Consider the following 16,231-nt stretch of genomic DNA (forward strand, 5'->3'; position numbering starts at 1 on the left):
AGCCACTCACGACGGTCTGGCTGCAGGTTCGGCTCCTGCCGGACCACCGATAAATCGACGGCTTCGTCCGCGCGGCACAACCGACGTCGGATTTTTGCAAACACAAGTGGTCGCTACTGGCGATCCGCACGAGACCATGTTGAGGTCACGAAATTTCGTAGTCGTTTTGCCGACCGGCCGCGACTCCGATACGTCTTGGATCGTATTGCCTCAGCTTGAGCACATCGGAATGGCATCGGCAAAAAATTGTCGTTCAGCAAAGAGGCGTCTCAAAATATAAATTTTTCCTTGCTTCATAATTGATCTGTGAACCAACGCATAAAGTCTGCGGCGGAAATATGGCAAGAACTTTCCGTCGAGACTTCCCGCTGACCAGCGTTCCTCAAGACCAGACGGAAAGTCGGCAGAGCGTTGGGGGCTCAAATGAACGCTGTCGTTTTCAATACGGCTCGCCGTGACCAGCGGCGATGGCTACGCCACAGGGCCGTCTATTATGTTCTCATTCACGACGGCGATACGTTCGTCCCGAACGCCCGCCTCACATCGATCGTCCTTGATAACGGCGCGCTGATCGTCGGCGGAACGCCGATCTACAACGCCCGGTTCACGGCGGATCACATTGCTTGGGTCCAGCAGAGCGCGGGCCTGTACTCGGCCGGCCACATCTATCTCCATGGCGAAGGGCTGAACGCGCACGGCGTGGTCTATCAGGGCACGTCGCGCGCGGATGCCGTCAGCCATGACTTCATCGGGACGAGCATCAAGCCTGCCGCCTACAGGACGGCGGTCACGACCTCCGCCTACCCTGATTCCAGCGATCACCCGGCGGTCCCCTCGAGCGATTGGCGGGCCGGACCCGAACTCGCGATCGGCTACGAGATGCGGGTGGGGTTTACGATGCCGGAGCCCGTCGTGGCGCTGGGCGGTCGCGACGTCACGCGTTTCGCGACCTGGTCGGTCGACGCCAAGGGCGAAGCACTGCTGTTTCTTGCGCTGGACGACGCCGCATGTGCGGCGCTCGGCCCCGATGCGCCGAGATCGGCTTGGCTGGCGTTTGATATCTCCAGCCCGCATCCGACAGGCGCCGGCGCCGTCACGGCATGCTGCGGACCGACACCGCCGCCGGGACAGCGTTTCCTCTTCACCGCCACTCCGGTCGCGGAGACCGCGAGGCTCGCGATCGCGCCGCTGAGGAGCATCCCGCGCGAAACGCTGACCGCCGCCGTCGGCGCGCTGACCATCGCCGATCTCATGACGATCCTGCCCGACGACACCGTCACCGACTACGCGCGAGCGGCCCTGTTGCGCAACATGAAATGGGCGATGGGACAGGACGATACCCAGCGCGACTGGCTGGACAAATTTCTCGGCCAGATTCCGCCGACGATCGAGTCCACAGAGGCGACCGATCTCATTCGCAGCAGTCTGTCATGGTATCAGAGTGACTTCGCCAAGGCCTACCTGACCGAGATGTTTCAGAAATACGACGGCCACGACGTTCCCGAATATCGGCGCCTCAACGATCAGCAGGCCGCGAAGCTGGATGAATATTTTGTATCCGGTCTGGCGGCGTCGGCCGACTACAGCAAGCAGCAGAGCGGCCTCTATGTCGAGGCGTTCCGCACCAGCCTTCCGGCCATCAACGCGTATCTCTCCGATGGTCCCGGCGGGGGCGAGAAATGGGCCCAGGCGCTGTTCGAAAAGCTGACCGACGGCGCTCAATTCACACTGATGGTCAATCGGGTGGCGGGAGCGCTGGGCGACAAGGCGGCGATGGCGCCCGTGAACAATTTCGCATCGCTTCTGACCGCGCTGCAGCCCGACGCGACGCTGGCGCGATCCTATTTCAAATCGATCCTGACCGGAACCGTCACAAAGCTCGCGCCCAAGGCGATCCATTCCGACAAAGACATGATCATGCAATGGCTTCCATCGGCGCTGGAAGCGATACTGCGGCATTTCGCCGATCACGACGGCGACAGGCCCGACGGCGTCGACATCACCGAGCAAGAAGCCAAGGACATGCTGGACCTCTATTTGAAGAGTCCGGCCGATATCAGTTCCGCCCTCGGCGACTTGATCGCCAAAGTGATCGCGAGCGACCTGCTCGATCAGATCGTGCAATTGGAAGACCAGTTCGGCAGCATCGCCGAACGCTGGCCCGCCTTCGCGAAGGCGTCGAAACTGTTGTTCGCCCTCGGCTGGATCGGCAGCGTCAGCAACATTCTCGTGATCCTGATCAAGGGCGATTGGTCGAAGATGACCGACGTCCAGAAGGCCCAGTTCGTGACGGACTTCGCAAAGACGACGTTGGACGGGTTCGACGCCGTGCCCGAAATCTACAACGGGGTGAAGTCGATCACGGTCAAGGTCTGGAGCAGGGCGATGAGCGAAGCCAACGCGCCCGAACTCCAGATCGAGATGCAGTCGATTTCCGAACAGGCCCTGGACGGAGAGGACCTGGTCGTCGCCGTTGCGAATGAGGTGAGCCCGCTGCTGGAGGCTGGTGCGGCCGAAACCAGCGCCTTCGCAAGGATATTCGCCGAGGGCGTCGTGAGCGGCGTCGTCAAGATCTTCGGCGCGGTCGCAGCGCTCGCGATGGCCGGCTATTCGCTTTGGCAGGCGATCAAGGACATCGAGGGCGGAAAGGGCGTCACCATCATCGTTCTCGACTTCCTGATCGTCACGGCGAATCTGGTGAGCGCGGGACTCCTGATCGCAGGCTTGATGACCGCCACCAGCATATTTCCGCCTGCCGCCGCGCTCGCAGCCCTCGCCGGCGCGATTCTGTCGATCATCGAGGTGTCTCTGGAACCGCCGCCACCGAATCCGATTGACGATTTCATGAAGGATGTCGGCATTCCGTGGGTCGATGCGTACAGCTCGCCCTTGACCACCAAGCAGCCCTCGCCTCAGTTGATGCGTTTGGCGCGGACGGGGTGGGCCCGATGAGCGCGAACGCCGGCGGCACCACCACCTCGACCTTCCAGACCATGATCGGATCGACGCGCGTGCCGCCATCGTCGACAGAGACGACGCACCCCTCGGCCCCGGGCTTGCCGTTGACCTTGTCAGTGACGATGGAGGGGGACGATCCGAACATAACTGTCCAGCTCGGAGATACCGACGTGCTCGGCGGCGACGATGACGCCTCCTACGCCGATCTGGTCGCGGGAGCGGGCGACACGCTCGTCATCAAGATCGACCTCAGCGCGATCGCGAGCCTCGCCTGCAACGGATCGCCGGATTTCTATCTGATTTGCTCGGCGACGATCGATGCGGCGGGGGCGGCCTTCCAGGGCTCGGTTCAGTCGATCTGCCGGGACCGCAAGGGCGTCGGCGACTTCAAATGGACAGGTCATGTTCCGCCGGGCGTCGCTGCGGAGACGCGGCGCGTCTGTCGCCGGATCGTCGATGAGCTCAAGCGCCGGGAGATCAAAGCATGAGCCGACCGCATCCCTCTCAAAGCAAGCGGATGATCGACAGGCGGTCGGTGTTGCGAGGCGCGGCCGCCGGCCTCGCCGGAGCGATCGCCGGGGTCGAGCCTTTGCGCGCGCAGTCCGGGGACGAGAATCTGCTCAATCAGTTGATCGCGATGGACGATCTGGAGCTGCGCAAGGCCGTTGGCACGACGTTTATTCAGTATTTGAAATGCGCCCCCCCTATCAAGGCCACGTTCTTTCCTGACGCGACGGCCCCCGACATTAAATATGACCCGCGATTTACTCTGGGTTCTTCCGACCCTCTCGTTAACGCCGGCTACCCGCTGGCAGAAGCTCTCATTGTTTGGGCGCTCGCGAACACCTCCGAATACGGCTTTAATAAAACCGCGAACGGCCCATCCGCGGCAAAGGTCGTCAGGACATTTTGCATCCTCGATTCTGGCAAAGGGGCCGTGGAACACGTTGCTGACATTCTTTACACCAGCATGTTCCCGCAATACGTCAAATCAGACGGGACGACATTCGCGTTCTTCCTCGATCCGGGCAAGCGGGACCACTTCACGGATCTGCTGGCAGAAACGTTGATCAGCGATGATTTCTTCAACAAGGCCATGGCGCGCAAGAAGGCCGACCCTTCGAATTTCCCACAATATGTCTATATGCAGCTCTTCAAGATCAGCGCTCTGATTGGGTACAACAACCACGTGAGTGACGATCCCCGCTACAAAAACGCGTTGAATAAATGGCTGCCCTTTATCAACCGGCAACACTGGACGAAATATCAATACTTAACCATCGATAAGTTCTCGGAGCAGACTTTCATGCCCGAGGTTCAGGCCGCGATCACCATGCCGACCGTCGTGTCGCATCACAGTGGCGGGACGTTTTGCGCAGGCGGCTCGAACGCCCGATGCCACACTGATCAGATCCCGGATTATAATCACGGTCTCGGGGTCGAAGGGTGGCTGTTGGGTCCTCATGTGGATGCGTCGCTTTTCAACCGAGTTGCACCGGACAACAAGAAATAGCCAAGCGGGCCTCACCGGTCTGTGCGCTGCGCGCCGCCGATCGGACCCGGCCGCACCTCGCGCGGCAATGACGGCGCTCCGGACGGGCGGCGGTTGAGCTCGCCGAGCAGGTCGCGCACCGCGCCGTCGAATTGATCGGGCTGGCGATTGTGGTCGACGGCTTGTTGGCGGCGGCGACTAGAGAGGTCGTCATTGGCGGCGACCAGCAGGCGTTCGAGATTGATGGCGTCTTCAGGCCCGGTGGGGGCGACCACGGCCTCGCTCCGCTGCGGCTGAGCCTTCGGCTGCTCGCCGCGCGCGAGTCTGCGGCGCTTCTGCGAGATCATCTCGCGCACGCCGTATCCCGCTACGAAACCGATGCCCATGGCGATGAGAATGATCAGAATTCCAAGCATTGTCGTTGTCCCCGCGATCACCCTGCCGCGACGCAGTAAGCGCCACAATGCGGCAGGGACTTGACCATCCAGGTTCCTGTTCGCCGTGTTGCGACGCAACCGTCGAGGCCTCCATAACACGGATTCCTACGGGCTTTTATTTGCAATCCCCCTCGGTTAGCTTCCGTGGAACTCGCGGGGGCGGGAACGAGCGATGCGCAAGGGCAACGACTACATTCTCACGCTGCGGCCGTGGTCGGTGTCGACGTTCATCGTCGCCGTGCTGGCGGTGGCGCTCGCCGCCGCGCTGCAGGAGATCGGCGCGACCTTCGGCCTGCAGCTCTATTTCGCCGCCTTCGTGCCGGCGATCCTGATCGCCGGCCTGCTCGGCGGCGCGCCCGCCGGCGCCTTTGCCACCATCATCTCGCTGCCGATCGTCTGCTGGGCGTTCATGCCGCCTTACTTCGAGTTCAGCTGGCCGAGCGCGGCCGACTGCGACAGCATCTCGGCATTCCTGCTGTCGAGCGCACTCGTCGTGTCGTTCTCGCAGCTCTACCGGGAAGCGCTGGTGATCCTGCGCAAGTGAGCGGTTGCCCACCATCGACGGCGAGCCAGTGTCGCCCGGAGTAGCAGGCTTCAGATCGCGAGCATCCATACCGTCACGATGGTGGCGAGCGTCGCCACGCCGCTGATGGTCCAGCCGGCCAAATCGGACGCTTCGTCGGTCGTTTCCGTCATTGATCGTCGCCGCATGGCGCATCTCCTCGGACATCCTGCCCGGCTTCTCAACACGGCGCGCTGCTTTCCGGTTCCGGCCCGGCGCGCCGTTCACGCGGCGGTCACGGACAGCTGATCCGTGTAGTGGAACCCTGCGACATTCCGTCACGTTGAGGCGCGCCGGAAACCAACTTGGGAGAACCATCCGATGCGAACAACAATCCTCGCCGCCACCGCCATTGCCTTCCTGTCGTCGACCGCGCTCGTGCATGCGCAAACCGCCGCCAGCCCTACGCCCGCGGCACAGGGCGACGACGCCAGCAAGGGCGATGCGACGAAGATGGCGCCGAAGAAGAAGGCCAAGAAGGCCGCCAAGAAATCGAGCGCCAAGTCTGGCGAAGCAAAGTCTGGCGACGACGCAGCCAAGCAATAAGCAGAAACAGCCGCCGTCGCGCATCACGCAAAGGCCGCCTCGAGGCGGCCTTTGCCCGTTCAGGCAGGCCATGATCTCGGTATCGGTGAAATGCGGAAGGGGGAGCGAAACAGAGGCGGGACTGGTGATGCGCACCGCGATCGAATCGTGTTGAAAAAAACCACCAGCCCCTGAAATTGCTCCACCTGCCGCGCCACATTTGTGCCGCAGAGAGGCGACGCGCGCATGACCCAAACAGGGTATCACGCCGAACACCGCAACGATTCCGCGTTAGCGTTAACGCCGCGCGCCATCGTTATGCACCGAGGCCACTCTCACGCAGCCGCTCGGCGAACCACAGCGATATCGGCCGCTCGATGACGCCTCCCGCATAGATCTCCGACGCGCCGACCCCGCTCCGTCCGAGTGTCACGAGCACGCCGGCGGCATAGGCGAACCAGACGTGCGGATCGGTCAGTGCCTGCAGCTTATGCTGATCGTGCTCGATCGGCTGGTGGTTACTGCCCTTGCGGACTTCGATCGCGAGCAGATTGTTGGGAATCTCGCGCTGATGCACCACGATGTCGGGATAGACCGACTTGCCGAGATGGTCGTCGGTCGAGACGATCGAACCGCGCGGCAGCCGCAGCGTGCGTTCGCCGAGCCGGTCGTAGTTGCAATCGACCTGCCAGCCGGAAAACTGCCGCTCGATCTGCACCGCGAGGCGGTGAGTGAGCGTTCGCTCGCCGAGGTCGCGCTCCAGCAGGAACTTGTCCTGCCCGTAAAACTCCCTCAGCGCGGCGATCACCTTGTTCAGCTCGGTCTGCATTGAAGCCTCCGACTGGACTGGACCGCCGCCGCGGTCGCCAAATGAACTCTCTATATCTGCACTTCGATCAGTCGCGGCCCCGGCTCCGCGACGGCGTCCGCGAGCGCCTGGTTGAACGCGTCCACGGTCGTGACTGCCCTGCCCGGCACGCCCATGCCCTTGGCGAGCGCGACGAAGTCGAGCGTCGGGCTATCGATCCTCAGCATGTCCTGCGCGCGCTTGCCCGGCTCGCCGGCGCCGACGCCGTCGAACTCGCCACGCAGGATCTGGTAGATGCGGTTGGCGAACACGATGGTGACGACGTTGAGCCCTTCGCGTGCCTGTGTCCACAGCGACTGGATCGTGTACATCGCCGAGCCGTCGCCGACCATGCAGATCACCTTGCGGTCCGGACAGGCGATCGCGGCGCCGGTCGCGACCGGCGTCGAGTAGCCGATCGAGCCGCCGAGGTTCTGGATCCAGTCATGCGGCGCAGCGCCCGCCATCACCGGAAAGAAGCCGCGCCCGGTCGTGATGGATTCGTCGACCAGGATGGCGTTGTCGGGAACCGCGACCGCGATGGCCTGCGCGATCGACGCGTGGGTCAAAGCGCCGGTCGGCTTGACCAAATCGACCTTGGCCTGCGGCTTGACGTCGGCCGCTCTGGCGCCGACCGCCGAAGCCAGCGCCTCCAGCGCCGCCACCGAGTTCTCGCCGCTCGAGGTCATGCGATGCACCTCGCATCCCTCGGGCTTCAACAGGCTCGGCTTGTTCGGATAGGCGAAGAACGCCACCGGTTCGTTGGCTTCGACCAGGACGATGTGCCGAAAGCCCTTCAGCACCGCCAGCGCCTGATCGATCGGATAAGGGATCCGATCGATCGAGAACCGGCCGACGCCACGCGCCATCCGCGGGCTCGCCAGCGGCCCCATCACCTTGCAGCCGGTCTTGCCGGCGATCTGCGCCGCCAGCGCCAGCCCCTGCTCGGTCACCGCGCTGCCGGTCATCAGCAGCAATGTCGGCTCGCCACCGCGCAGCACCTTGGCGGCGGTCTCGACCGCCTGTGCCGAATAGCTCGGGCGCTGCGCGTCGGTCGCTACCTCGGCGATCCCGTCGGCCTCGTTCCACGCGGTGTCGGCGGGCAGGATCAAGGTCGCGATCTGCGGCGGTGCGCTCTTGGCGGCGGCGATCGCAGCGGCGCCATCGGACGCGACCGACCTGGCATCCGGCGAGGTCCGCACCCAGGACGACATCGGCCGCGCCAGGCCCTCGATGTCGGAGGTCAGCGGCGCGTTGTAGCCGATGTGGTAGGTGGCATGCTGGCCGACGATGTTGACGACGCCGGAATTGGCCTTCTTGGCGTTGTGCAGGTTGGCGAGGCCGTTGGCGAGACCGGGCCCGAGATGCAGCAAGGTCGAGGCCGGCGAGCCCTTCATGCGGAAATAGCCGTCGGCGGCTCCGGTCACGATGCCCTCGAACAGGCCGAGCACGCAGCGCATGCCCGGCACCTTGTCGAGTGCGGCGACGAAATGCATCTCCGAGGTGCCGGGGTTGGTGAAACAGACATCCACGCCACCCGCGACCAATGTCCGCACCAGGCTTTCCGCACCATTCATCGCGCCGCTCCCAATCGCTGCTGTTCTTTGAGACCGGACCAGATCAACCATTGTTCGTCCGCTCCGTCAAAGGCTTGGCCCGACAATGCAGGTATCGCCTGCGGTCTGTTGCCTTTTTAAACCGTGTTGCCGGAAAGTGGCTGCGCTCACGGCTTCGTCGCTTGCGAAACGCCGGCAAGTGTGGACTCTCTGGCGGCATATTTGATTGTTCGCGAGGACGATGATGATGCGCCCGATTGCCCTGATATTTGCCGCGCTCGTGGTGGTCGCCGGCAGTGGCCAGGCACTGGCCGAGAGCACCGATTTCCGCGACTTCTTCGGCGGCGGAAACATCTACGGCAGCGGCGTCAGCCCGATCCCGCGCACCACCGTCACCTACGAAACCAACTACCCACCGGGCACCATCGTGGTGAACACCGCCGAGCGCCGGCTCTATCTTGTGCAGGGGAACGGCCAGGCGCTGCGCTACGGCATCGGCGTCGGCCGCGATGGCTTCCGCTGGAGCGGCACCCACCGCATCACCGCCAAGAAGGAATGGCCGTCCTGGACGCCGCCGTCGCAGATGGTGCACCGCCGCCCCGATTTGCCGCGTCACATGGCCGGCGGTATCGACAACCCGCTCGGCGCGCGGGCGATGTATCTCGGCTCGACGCTCTACCGCATCCACGGCTCGAACGAGCCGGAGACGATCGGCCAGGCGGTCTCGTCGGGCTGCTTCCGCATGACCAATGACGACGTCAAGGACCTCTATGATCGCGTCTCGGTCGGCACCACCGTGGTGGTGAAGAACTGATCGCGCCGATATTGAGGGAACGCGGCGCTGCCATCCGGCATGATCGCTGATCTCGCCTTGCGCTGCCGCACGCGTTGCGGCAGCGTCGTCAGGATGTACCGACACCGCCTCCCGCTCCTTCTCGCCGTCGCGCTCGCCGCGCCCCTTGCCGACGCCGTGTTGACTGCGGCCGCCGCCGAGATCCCGGCGATCGCCTCGCGTCAGCGCAGTGAGAAGAAGAGTTTTACCGACACCGAGATCGTCGAGGGCTTTCTGAAGACCGCGTTCGGTGCCGAATATCATCTCGCCGGACGGGTCGACCGCATCAGGAAATATGACGGCCCGGTCCGCGTCTTCGCCGACGGCCGCGCCGACCGCAGAATTCAACTCGGCAAGGTCGTCGCCGACATCCGCGCCAAGATCCAGCATCTCGATATCGCGATGACCGAGAACGGTGAGACCGCCAACGTCACGGTCAAGCTGGTGCGCGACCGCGACCTCTACCGCACTATCGCGACCTCCTACGGCCGCGAGCGCGCCAAGGAGATCCGCACCTCGCTCGACCCGCAATGCCTGTCCGGCTTCCGCAAGAACGAGGCTTACGAGATCGAGCATTCCGACGTGATCCTCACCGTCGACAATGGCGACTTCGTCTTCCTCGACTGCGCCTATGAGGAGCTGTTGCAGTCGCTCGGCCCGATCAACGACACCGCGACGGTGCCGTGGACCATGTTCAACGACAGCGTCTCGATGGGCTTTTTCGACGTCTACGATCAATACATCCTCAACCTGCTCTACGACCCCCGCATCAAGCCCGGCATGACCGTGCAGGACGTCAAGGCTGTGCTGCCCGACGTCCTCCCCGACGTGCGGGCGTGGGTGACGCAGGTGAACCATCTGGAGTGAGGGGTGCGAGGCGGGCACCACATCAATTCTGTCGTCCTGGCGAAAGCCAGGACCCCATAACCGCAGGGTTGCGTTGTTGAACGACGCAGTGGCCCCAGCATCGCGCAACGATCTGCATTCGGGGTAATGGGTCCTGGCTTTCGCCAGGACGACTGCGTGTGGGTGGTTCTCGACTCACCAACCTCCACCGCGGTGTCATCACCCGCGCATGCGGGTGATCCAGTATTCCAGGGACAGTCGTGCTTGAGCCGATGGGCCGCGGCGTACTGGGTCGCCCGATTAAATCGGGCGATGACAGCGGGGGTGGGGATACAGCTTCGCGTTCTCGCGACATGATTTGTCCGAGCTTTGCTTGTCGTTTCGCCCTCGCTTTGCAGAGGGCGCAGGGAAAGCCGGGTGCCGATTGCACCCATGGGCCCGGTGCAACAAAAAGCACCGGGGTAGGACCACAGGTGTAACCGGGAACAACCCGGCTTTCCCTGCGCGATGGGTTACGGCTTATACGTGCTCACCCCGGCGAGACTGGGCTTTTGTGTCACCGCGCTCGACAAGACGCTTACGCGCCTTGCGAGGGACATCTGCCACTAGGACGTCAGGCCTGCACGACTTCACCGTCCGCCTCGCATGCTGTCGTCACTGACACGCTCGGCGTCCACCGCATCTCACACCGCGTCTGTGACGATGCGCAGCGCCCCTCGATCGGGTGAGACGCGCACATTAAACATCTGAGTTGGGGGCCACGTCAAGAGAAACTTCGGAAAATAAGAATGATGAGGATATGCTTGACCTTGCCCCTGCGGCCGCCCCCATAAGAAGGACCTCAGATGAGGCGAGGTGATTCGATGAACGCTGCCACGAAATTCTTCAGTCCCTCCGAAGCTGCGGAACGGCTCGGCATTTCGGCGAAGGCGCTGCGGCTCTATGAAGAGCGCGGGCTGATTGCGCCGGTGCGGACGCCGGCGGGATGGCGGGCCTATGGTCCAGCCGAGATGGCGCGCTGCGGCGAGATCGTCGAGCTGCGCGCGCTCGGCCTCAGCCTCAGTGAGGTGGCACGGATCCTGAGCGGTGACGCCGACATCCTTGCGCGGGTGCTGGCGGCGCACGAGGCCGCGCTCGGGGCACGCGTCCGGCAATCCAGCGATGCCATCGCCAGGGTGCGCCGGCTGCGCGCCGAGTTGGCACACGGCCAAGTGCCCGCGGCGCGCGACCTGATCGGTGCGGTCCGGGCTCGCCCTGCTCTCAGCATTGCCTTCGACCTGCCCTGGCCGTGGGGTGGCGAGCGCTTCGAGCTGCGCGACATCAGGCCCCTCAACCACATCGTCGGACCGCTCGGCAGCGGCAAGACGCGGCTGGCGCAGCGTCTCGCCGAGGCGCTGCCCGACGGCGGGTTCATCGGGCTGGACCGTGCCGCGGATGGCGGCGCCGCGACGCGCGCACGTCTCGACACGGACCCGGCCCTGAAGGCAAAGGTCGACCAGGATCTGGCGACGCTTGTGGCCGACGGCGCGGTGGCGTCACCGGCGCTCATCGCACTGCTGGCGGTGCTCGGGGCCGACAGCCCGGCGATCGCCGTGATCGACATGCTGGAACAGGGGCTCGACACCGCGACGCAGGAAGCCCTGATCGCGCATCTGCGCCGCCGCGCAGCCTGGGCGCGGCCGCTGTTCTTTCTGACGCGCTCCAGCGCGATCCTGGATCTCGACGCGGTCGGCCCCGACGAGGCGATCATCCTGTGCCCCGCCAACCACGGCCTGCCGAGCCTAGTCACGCCGGTTCCTGGTGCGCCCGGCCATGAAGCGGTCGCGACATGCCTCGCCTCGCCCGAGGTGCGCGCCCGCACCGAAGGCGTGATCGCATGGCGGCCCGCATAACATCTACAGGTTGTGTCCGTAAGCATCCCTGACCTGTACGCACGGTTCCGGTCGGATACGCCGACAAAACTGTGCTATAAGCCGGGCAAATGAGCGAGCTACCCCGCACCCAGGCCCTGCGCTGCTTCATCACTGTCGCCCGCGAAGGCACCGTCTCACGCGCCGCAGCCGTGTTGAAACTGACCCAGCCGGCGGTCAGCCTGCAGCTCAAGGCGCTGGAGGAAGCCTCCGGCTTGCAGCTGTTCAACCGCACGCCCGGCGGCTTCACGCTGACCGAGGCCGGCGCGGCGCTGCTGCCGCTGGCGCACAAGGCGGTCGCGGCGGCGTCCGATTTCAAGACCACCGCCGAGCAGCTGAAGGAGGCGCAACGCGGCACGCTGCGCGTCGGCACCATCCTCGATCCCGAATTCACCCGGCTCGGCCCGTTCGTGCGCAGCCTCGCCACCTCGCCGCCACGGACCGAGGTGTTTTTGCGCCATGGCGTCAGCGACGACGTGCTGGCGCAGATCGGCCGCGGCGAGCTCGACGTCGGCTATTATGTCGATGCGACGCCGGCCGAGCAGCTCGGCCATCACAGCTTCGCCGAGCGCACCATTGCCGACGGCCGCTACCAACTGGCGCCGCTGTTGAGCTACGACTACCGGGTCATCGCACCGATCGGCTGGAGCGACAAGGTGATGGGCAAGGGCTGGGCCGAGCTCGCCGAGCTGCCCTGGATCGCAACGCCGCCGCATTCCGGCCACCGCCGGCTGCTCGACGACATCTTCCGTCCGCTCGGGAGCTTGCCGAAACGCGTCGCCTATACCGACCAGGAAGAGGCGATGATCGATTTCGTCGAGTCCGGCGTCTGCCTGTCGCTGGCGCGCGACAATCTGCTGGCCTCGCGGCTGGCGCGCCCGCATCATTTCGTGGTCGCCGACAAAGTGAAGATCACCTGCGACCTCAGCTTCGCCTGCCTCACCGTGCGCCGCCACGAACCCGCGATCACGCAGGCCTTCGCCGCGGTGCGCGCGGTGTGGAGCATCAAGCCGGCGGTCACCGGCGCCGGCGCGACGCGGACGCGCAAGGTGGCGAAGAACGTCTAGCCAGAGACGCATTGCGTACATTTTGATGGTGTGCGAAGGCGCACTTCTTAACGATTGACCGGCATGGCTGGGCCACCGGCGCTTGCCCTGTTGCGGCCAGAGCGGAGGAGGCGCTTGCATGAACCGCGATTTCTGGTCGGCCTTGTTTTCGTGGTGGCCGTTCGTCGCATTGATGGCTGCGTGGTTCCTGTTCGGGCGAAAGCGCGTGTTGGCGCTTGTAAGGTCGCGGATGCTCAGCAAGAGCGCGCCTTCACGGGCAGATGACCGCAGCGACGGATAGAGCAGGCCGGCGTGAATTCAAGGCGGGGAGCCGCGCGGTTCGCCGGGACGACTTAGTGAGCCAAACATCGTCACATCCGGGACTGCGGGTCCGGCGCAGTCGTGAGGCTCAACCGCGGTTCAGGGTGCGGGCGGATGTTCGTTGCGTCAAGTGAGCGCCCTGCCCGACGTCCCCAATTCTTGGGACAGACGCAGTCGGCGGAATCAATATAATGCGGAGCCGACAGTCCGTCGGCTATCATCGGCGCATTATACAAAAAGAACTTCACGGGGAGGATTTGCAATGAAACGAGCCGTTGCCGGACTCTGTCTATTGGCGAGCGCGATCCTGATCGCGCCGGAGGCACATGCAGACATCAAGGTCGGTATCGTGGTGTCCGGCTCCGGGCCGGGCTCGGCGCTCGGCCAGCCGCAGATGCGCGCAATCGCCGCGCTGCCGAAGGAGGTCGGCGGCGAGAAGGTGGTCTACATCGCGCTCGACGACGAATCCGACCCGACCAAGGGCACCCAGAACGCGCGCCGCCTGGTAATCCAGGACGGCGTCGACATCCTGATCGGCTCCTCGCTGACGCCGGTGACGATGCCGATGCTCGACGTCGCCTTCGAATCCAAGACGCCGATCATTTCGCTCGCCGCGGCGACCGCGATCGTGCGGCCGATCGACGACCGCCGCCGCTGGGCCTTCAAGGTGGTGCCCAATGACGATCTGATGGCGGCAGCGATCCTGAAATACATCGCCAAGTCCGGCATCAAGACGCTGGGCTATATCGGCGTCTCCGACGGCTATGGCGAAGGCTATTACAGCGAGATCTCCAAGCTTGCGCCGCCGCTCGGCATCACCGTGACGACGCACGAGGTCTATGCGCGCGCCGACACCAGCGCCATGGGCCAGGCGCTGAAGGTGATCGCGACCAATCCGGAGGCGGTGTTCATCGCCTCGGCCGGCACGCCGGCGGTGCTGCCGCAGGAGGCGCTGCGCGAGCGCGGCTACCAGGGCAAGATCTTTCAGACCCACGGCGTCGCCTCCGAGGAATTCATCAAGCTCGGCGGCAAGAATGTCGAGGGCGCGGTGTTCACGGGCGAGGCCTTCACCATCGCCGACGATCTCGCGCCGAACGATCCGTTCCGGCAGGCGCGCGACGAGCTGGTCGCGGCCTATGAAAAGGTCAACGGTGCGAAGCCGAACATCTTCGCCGCGCATCTGTGGGACGCGATCACGCTGTTCCGGCGGGCGGTGCCGAATGCATTGAAGGGTGCAAAGCCCGGCACGGCGGAATTCCGCGCCGCGCTGCGCGACGAATTGGAGCGCGGCAAGGACGTCTATCTCAACAACGGCCTGTCGACCATGAGCGCGACCGACCACAATGGCTATGACGAGCGGTCGGCGTTCCTGATCAAGGTGGAGAACGGCAAGTTCCGGCTGCTGCAATAGGTCGCAGACGGATCCGCGCTTTTTCGCGCGCGGGCCATCAAAACTTCACGCATGACGCAATCAGCCGTCATTGCGGCGGCGATCTCCACATCGCCGCCGCGGTTCCCGCACGCGATCAAACTCTGTCCCGAATTCCAGCAAATCTCCGCCATCTACCCAAGGTAGATATCTCCCGGTGAAGCGTGGTCAACAACGCGTCGTGCAAGACATCGTGCTGACGTCGGCCCGCTTCAGGAAATGAAACGGGAGCTACGCCATGCAACATCTGCCGAACGACACCATCCATGTCGCGCTTGACCAGTTTGGCCAGGTCGAGACCGTCTACGGAGACCCCAACTTTCCGTCCGACGGCAACACCTGGGGCGGCGACGACACCATCACGGCCGATGTCACCGAGGCCAACACAAAGCTCACGATCTTCGGCGAAGACCACACCACGCTGCTCGGTCAATCCCACGGCGGCAACGACACGATCACGGCCAATATCGGCTACGGCTGGGACACCGCGCTTGTGGTCGGCGATGCCCCATCGATGATCGACACCGCCAAGGGCGGTGATGACAAGATCGATGTCGACGCCCACGGAGCGGTGTTCAGCAGTGTCTCCGTCGACGGCGATGTCGCGGGCGACATGCTGGGGCATTCGCAAGGCGGCGACGACGTCATCACCGGCGCGACCGGGTGGCGCGGCTACAGCAACGAGTTCTCCGGCGATGCCGGCGGTTCCATGATGGACACCGCGCAGGGCGGCAATGATACGATCAACGTCTCGGTGCAGACCATGGACGGCTACGCGAGCCTCAGCGGCGATGCCATGGGTTCACTGCGCGGCCTCGCGCATGGTGGCGACGACAATCTGACCCTCACCCTGAGCAGCGACAATTTCTTGGCCGGCGGATCGCTGTCGGGAGATTCGGCGACCTCCATGTTCGAAGCCGCCCAGGGCGGCAATGACGTCCTCACAGTCAAGCTCGGCAGCCCCGACTCGGTGGCCTACACGGAGCTGTACGGTGACGCCCCGGTGATGTCCGGCAATACCCACGGCGGCAACGACGTCCTCACCGGCGGCGCGGGCACCGATTTCCTGTATGGCGATGCGCGGAGCTACGACCCGGCGGCGCCGGGCTCGATCACCGGCGGCAAAGACATCCTCAACGGTGGCGCCGGCAACGACCAGCTTGCGGGCGGGCCGAACGACGATAGCTTCGTCTTCAACAAAGGCTCCGGCAGCGACGTGATCGCCGACTTCGACCAGGGCAACAAGGCCATCGGCAGCACGGCGGCGGAGCACGATCTGATCAACGTGCACGATTACGGGTTCGCCAACTGGACGGCGCTGTCGAGCCTGATCAGCGACAATGCCGCCGGCGATGCCGTGATCCACCTCTCGGCCAACGACACCATCACGCTAGACGGAGTGCACGCGGCGGCCCTGCATCCGACCGATTTCATCATCTGATGGCATTGCGTCGGGACGACGATCTCGTC

15 protein-coding genes are annotated in these 16,231 nt (G+C 64.3%); 12 read left to right on the forward strand and 3 right to left on the reverse strand.

The features are described from left to right. Positions 1-423: 423 nt before the first annotated feature. The 3 genes from IC762_RS28090 to IC762_RS28100 are packed head-to-tail and all read left to right on the forward strand — an operon-like array spanning position 424 to position 4,471. Entirely contained in the window at positions 424-2,952 is a 2,529-nt protein-coding gene (locus tag IC762_RS28090; RefSeq protein ID WP_195785416.1) for a hypothetical protein, read from the forward strand. Further along, positions 2,949-3,446 (forward strand): hypothetical protein, encoded by a 498-nt coding sequence (locus tag IC762_RS28095; RefSeq protein ID WP_195785417.1) that lies wholly within the window; start codon positions 2,949-2,951, stop codon positions 3,444-3,446. Before IC762_RS28090 ends, IC762_RS28095 begins: the two co-directional genes overlap by 4 nt. Next, on the forward strand, positions 3,443-4,471 hold the full coding sequence (locus IC762_RS28100; RefSeq protein WP_195785418.1) for a hypothetical protein: 1,029 nt from the start codon (positions 3,443-3,445) through the stop codon (positions 4,469-4,471). Before IC762_RS28095 ends, IC762_RS28100 begins: the two co-directional genes overlap by 4 nt. An 11-nt stretch (positions 4,472-4,482) precedes the next feature. Here IC762_RS28100 and IC762_RS28105 read toward each other — a convergent pair whose 3' ends face one another. Then, on the reverse strand, positions 4,483-4,866 hold the full coding sequence (locus IC762_RS28105) for a hypothetical protein (protein ID WP_195785419.1): 384 nt from the start codon (positions 4,864-4,866) through the stop codon (positions 4,483-4,485). A 193-nt stretch (positions 4,867-5,059) separates the two neighbouring features. Between IC762_RS28105 and IC762_RS28110 the strand changes: the two genes are divergently transcribed. Beyond that, positions 5,060-5,431 (forward strand): DUF4118 domain-containing protein, encoded by a 372-nt coding sequence (locus tag IC762_RS28110; protein ID WP_195785420.1) that lies wholly within the window; start codon positions 5,060-5,062, stop codon positions 5,429-5,431. A gap of 339 nt (positions 5,432-5,770) precedes the next feature. Further along, complete coding sequence (locus tag IC762_RS28115; RefSeq protein WP_195785421.1) at positions 5,771-5,995, forward strand: hypothetical protein; 225 nt, start codon at positions 5,771-5,773, stop codon at positions 5,993-5,995. 295 nt (positions 5,996-6,290) lie between these two features. Here IC762_RS28115 and IC762_RS28120 read toward each other — a convergent pair whose 3' ends face one another. Both IC762_RS28120 and IC762_RS28125 read right to left on the reverse strand, forming a co-directional pair. After that, positions 6,291-6,803 carry a hypothetical protein gene (locus tag IC762_RS28120; protein WP_195785422.1) on the reverse strand — a complete coding sequence of 171 codons (513 nt, stop codon included), beginning with the start codon at positions 6,801-6,803 and terminating at the stop codon, positions 6,291-6,293. A gap of 50 nt (positions 6,804-6,853) precedes the next feature. Further along, positions 6,854-8,398 carry an acetolactate synthase large subunit gene (locus IC762_RS28125; RefSeq protein ID WP_195785423.1) on the reverse strand — a complete coding sequence of 515 codons (1,545 nt, stop codon included), beginning with the start codon at positions 8,396-8,398 and terminating at the stop codon, positions 6,854-6,856. Between the two features lie 223 nt (positions 8,399-8,621). Here IC762_RS28125 and IC762_RS28130 point away from each other — a divergent pair, with 223 nt between their 5' ends. From IC762_RS28130 to IC762_RS28160, 7 genes are all read left to right on the forward strand, one after another. Next, the gene (locus tag IC762_RS28130) at positions 8,622-9,191 is read left to right on the forward strand and encodes a L,D-transpeptidase (protein WP_195785424.1); all 570 of its coding nucleotides are present in this window, start codon (positions 8,622-8,624) and stop codon (positions 9,189-9,191) included. 93 nt (positions 9,192-9,284) lie between these two features. Beyond that, positions 9,285-10,076 (forward strand): DUF2927 domain-containing protein, encoded by a 792-nt coding sequence (locus IC762_RS28135; RefSeq protein ID WP_195790319.1) that lies wholly within the window; start codon positions 9,285-9,287, stop codon positions 10,074-10,076. 842 nt (positions 10,077-10,918) lie between these two features. Further along, a complete protein-coding gene (locus IC762_RS28140; protein ID WP_195785425.1) occupies positions 10,919-11,947 on the forward strand; it encodes a MerR family transcriptional regulator in 1,029 nt (342 codons plus the stop codon). Positions 11,948-12,036: 89 nt separating this feature from the next. After that, a complete protein-coding gene (locus IC762_RS28145; RefSeq protein ID WP_195785426.1) occupies positions 12,037-13,032 on the forward strand; it encodes a LysR family transcriptional regulator in 996 nt (331 codons plus the stop codon). 118 nt (positions 13,033-13,150) lie between these two features. Then, a complete protein-coding gene (locus tag IC762_RS28150; RefSeq protein WP_195785427.1) occupies positions 13,151-13,312 on the forward strand; it encodes a hypothetical protein in 162 nt (53 codons plus the stop codon). Positions 13,313-13,594: 282 nt separating this feature from the next. Continuing rightward, positions 13,595-14,743 (forward strand): ABC transporter substrate-binding protein, encoded by a 1,149-nt coding sequence (locus IC762_RS28155; protein WP_195785428.1) that lies wholly within the window; start codon positions 13,595-13,597, stop codon positions 14,741-14,743. A 256-nt stretch (positions 14,744-14,999) separates the two neighbouring features. Continuing rightward, positions 15,000-16,202 (forward strand): calcium-binding protein, encoded by a 1,203-nt coding sequence (locus IC762_RS28160; protein WP_195785429.1) that lies wholly within the window; start codon positions 15,000-15,002, stop codon positions 16,200-16,202. The last annotated feature ends 29 nt before the right edge of the window (positions 16,203-16,231 follow it).

The organism is Bradyrhizobium genosp. L (assembly GCF_015624485.1).
Taxonomy (GTDB): Bacteria; Pseudomonadota; Alphaproteobacteria; order Rhizobiales; family Xanthobacteraceae; genus Bradyrhizobium.

Excerpts from the sequence above, each read along its gene's own strand:
- IC762_RS28090 (WP_195785416.1), top strand. The coding sequence starts at position 424 with ATGAACGCTGTCGTTTTCAATACGGCTCGCCGTGACCAGCGGCGATGG.
- IC762_RS28095 (WP_195785417.1), top strand. The coding sequence starts at position 2,949 with ATGAGCGCGAACGCCGGCGGCACCACCACCTCGACCTTCCAGACCATG.
- IC762_RS28100 (WP_195785418.1), top strand. The coding sequence starts at position 3,443 with ATGAGCCGACCGCATCCCTCTCAAAGCAAGCGGATGATCGACAGGCGG.
- IC762_RS28105 (WP_195785419.1), bottom strand. The coding sequence starts at position 4,866 with ATGCTTGGAATTCTGATCATTCTCATCGCCATGGGCATCGGTTTCGTA.
- IC762_RS28110 (WP_195785420.1), top strand. The coding sequence starts at position 5,060 with ATGCGCAAGGGCAACGACTACATTCTCACGCTGCGGCCGTGGTCGGTG.
- IC762_RS28115 (WP_195785421.1), top strand. The coding sequence starts at position 5,771 with ATGCGAACAACAATCCTCGCCGCCACCGCCATTGCCTTCCTGTCGTCG.
- IC762_RS28120 (WP_195785422.1), bottom strand. The coding sequence starts at position 6,803 with ATGCAGACCGAGCTGAACAAGGTGATCGCCGCGCTGAGGGAGTTTTAC.
- IC762_RS28125 (WP_195785423.1), bottom strand. The coding sequence starts at position 8,398 with ATGAATGGTGCGGAAAGCCTGGTGCGGACATTGGTCGCGGGTGGCGTG.
- IC762_RS28130 (WP_195785424.1), top strand. The coding sequence starts at position 8,622 with ATGATGCGCCCGATTGCCCTGATATTTGCCGCGCTCGTGGTGGTCGCC.
- IC762_RS28135 (WP_195790319.1), top strand. The coding sequence starts at position 9,285 with ATGTACCGACACCGCCTCCCGCTCCTTCTCGCCGTCGCGCTCGCCGCG.
- IC762_RS28140 (WP_195785425.1), top strand. The coding sequence starts at position 10,919 with ATGAACGCTGCCACGAAATTCTTCAGTCCCTCCGAAGCTGCGGAACGG.
- IC762_RS28145 (WP_195785426.1), top strand. The coding sequence starts at position 12,037 with ATGAGCGAGCTACCCCGCACCCAGGCCCTGCGCTGCTTCATCACTGTC.
- IC762_RS28150 (WP_195785427.1), top strand. The coding sequence starts at position 13,151 with ATGAACCGCGATTTCTGGTCGGCCTTGTTTTCGTGGTGGCCGTTCGTC.
- IC762_RS28155 (WP_195785428.1), top strand. The coding sequence starts at position 13,595 with ATGAAACGAGCCGTTGCCGGACTCTGTCTATTGGCGAGCGCGATCCTG.
- IC762_RS28160 (WP_195785429.1), top strand. The coding sequence starts at position 15,000 with ATGCAACATCTGCCGAACGACACCATCCATGTCGCGCTTGACCAGTTT.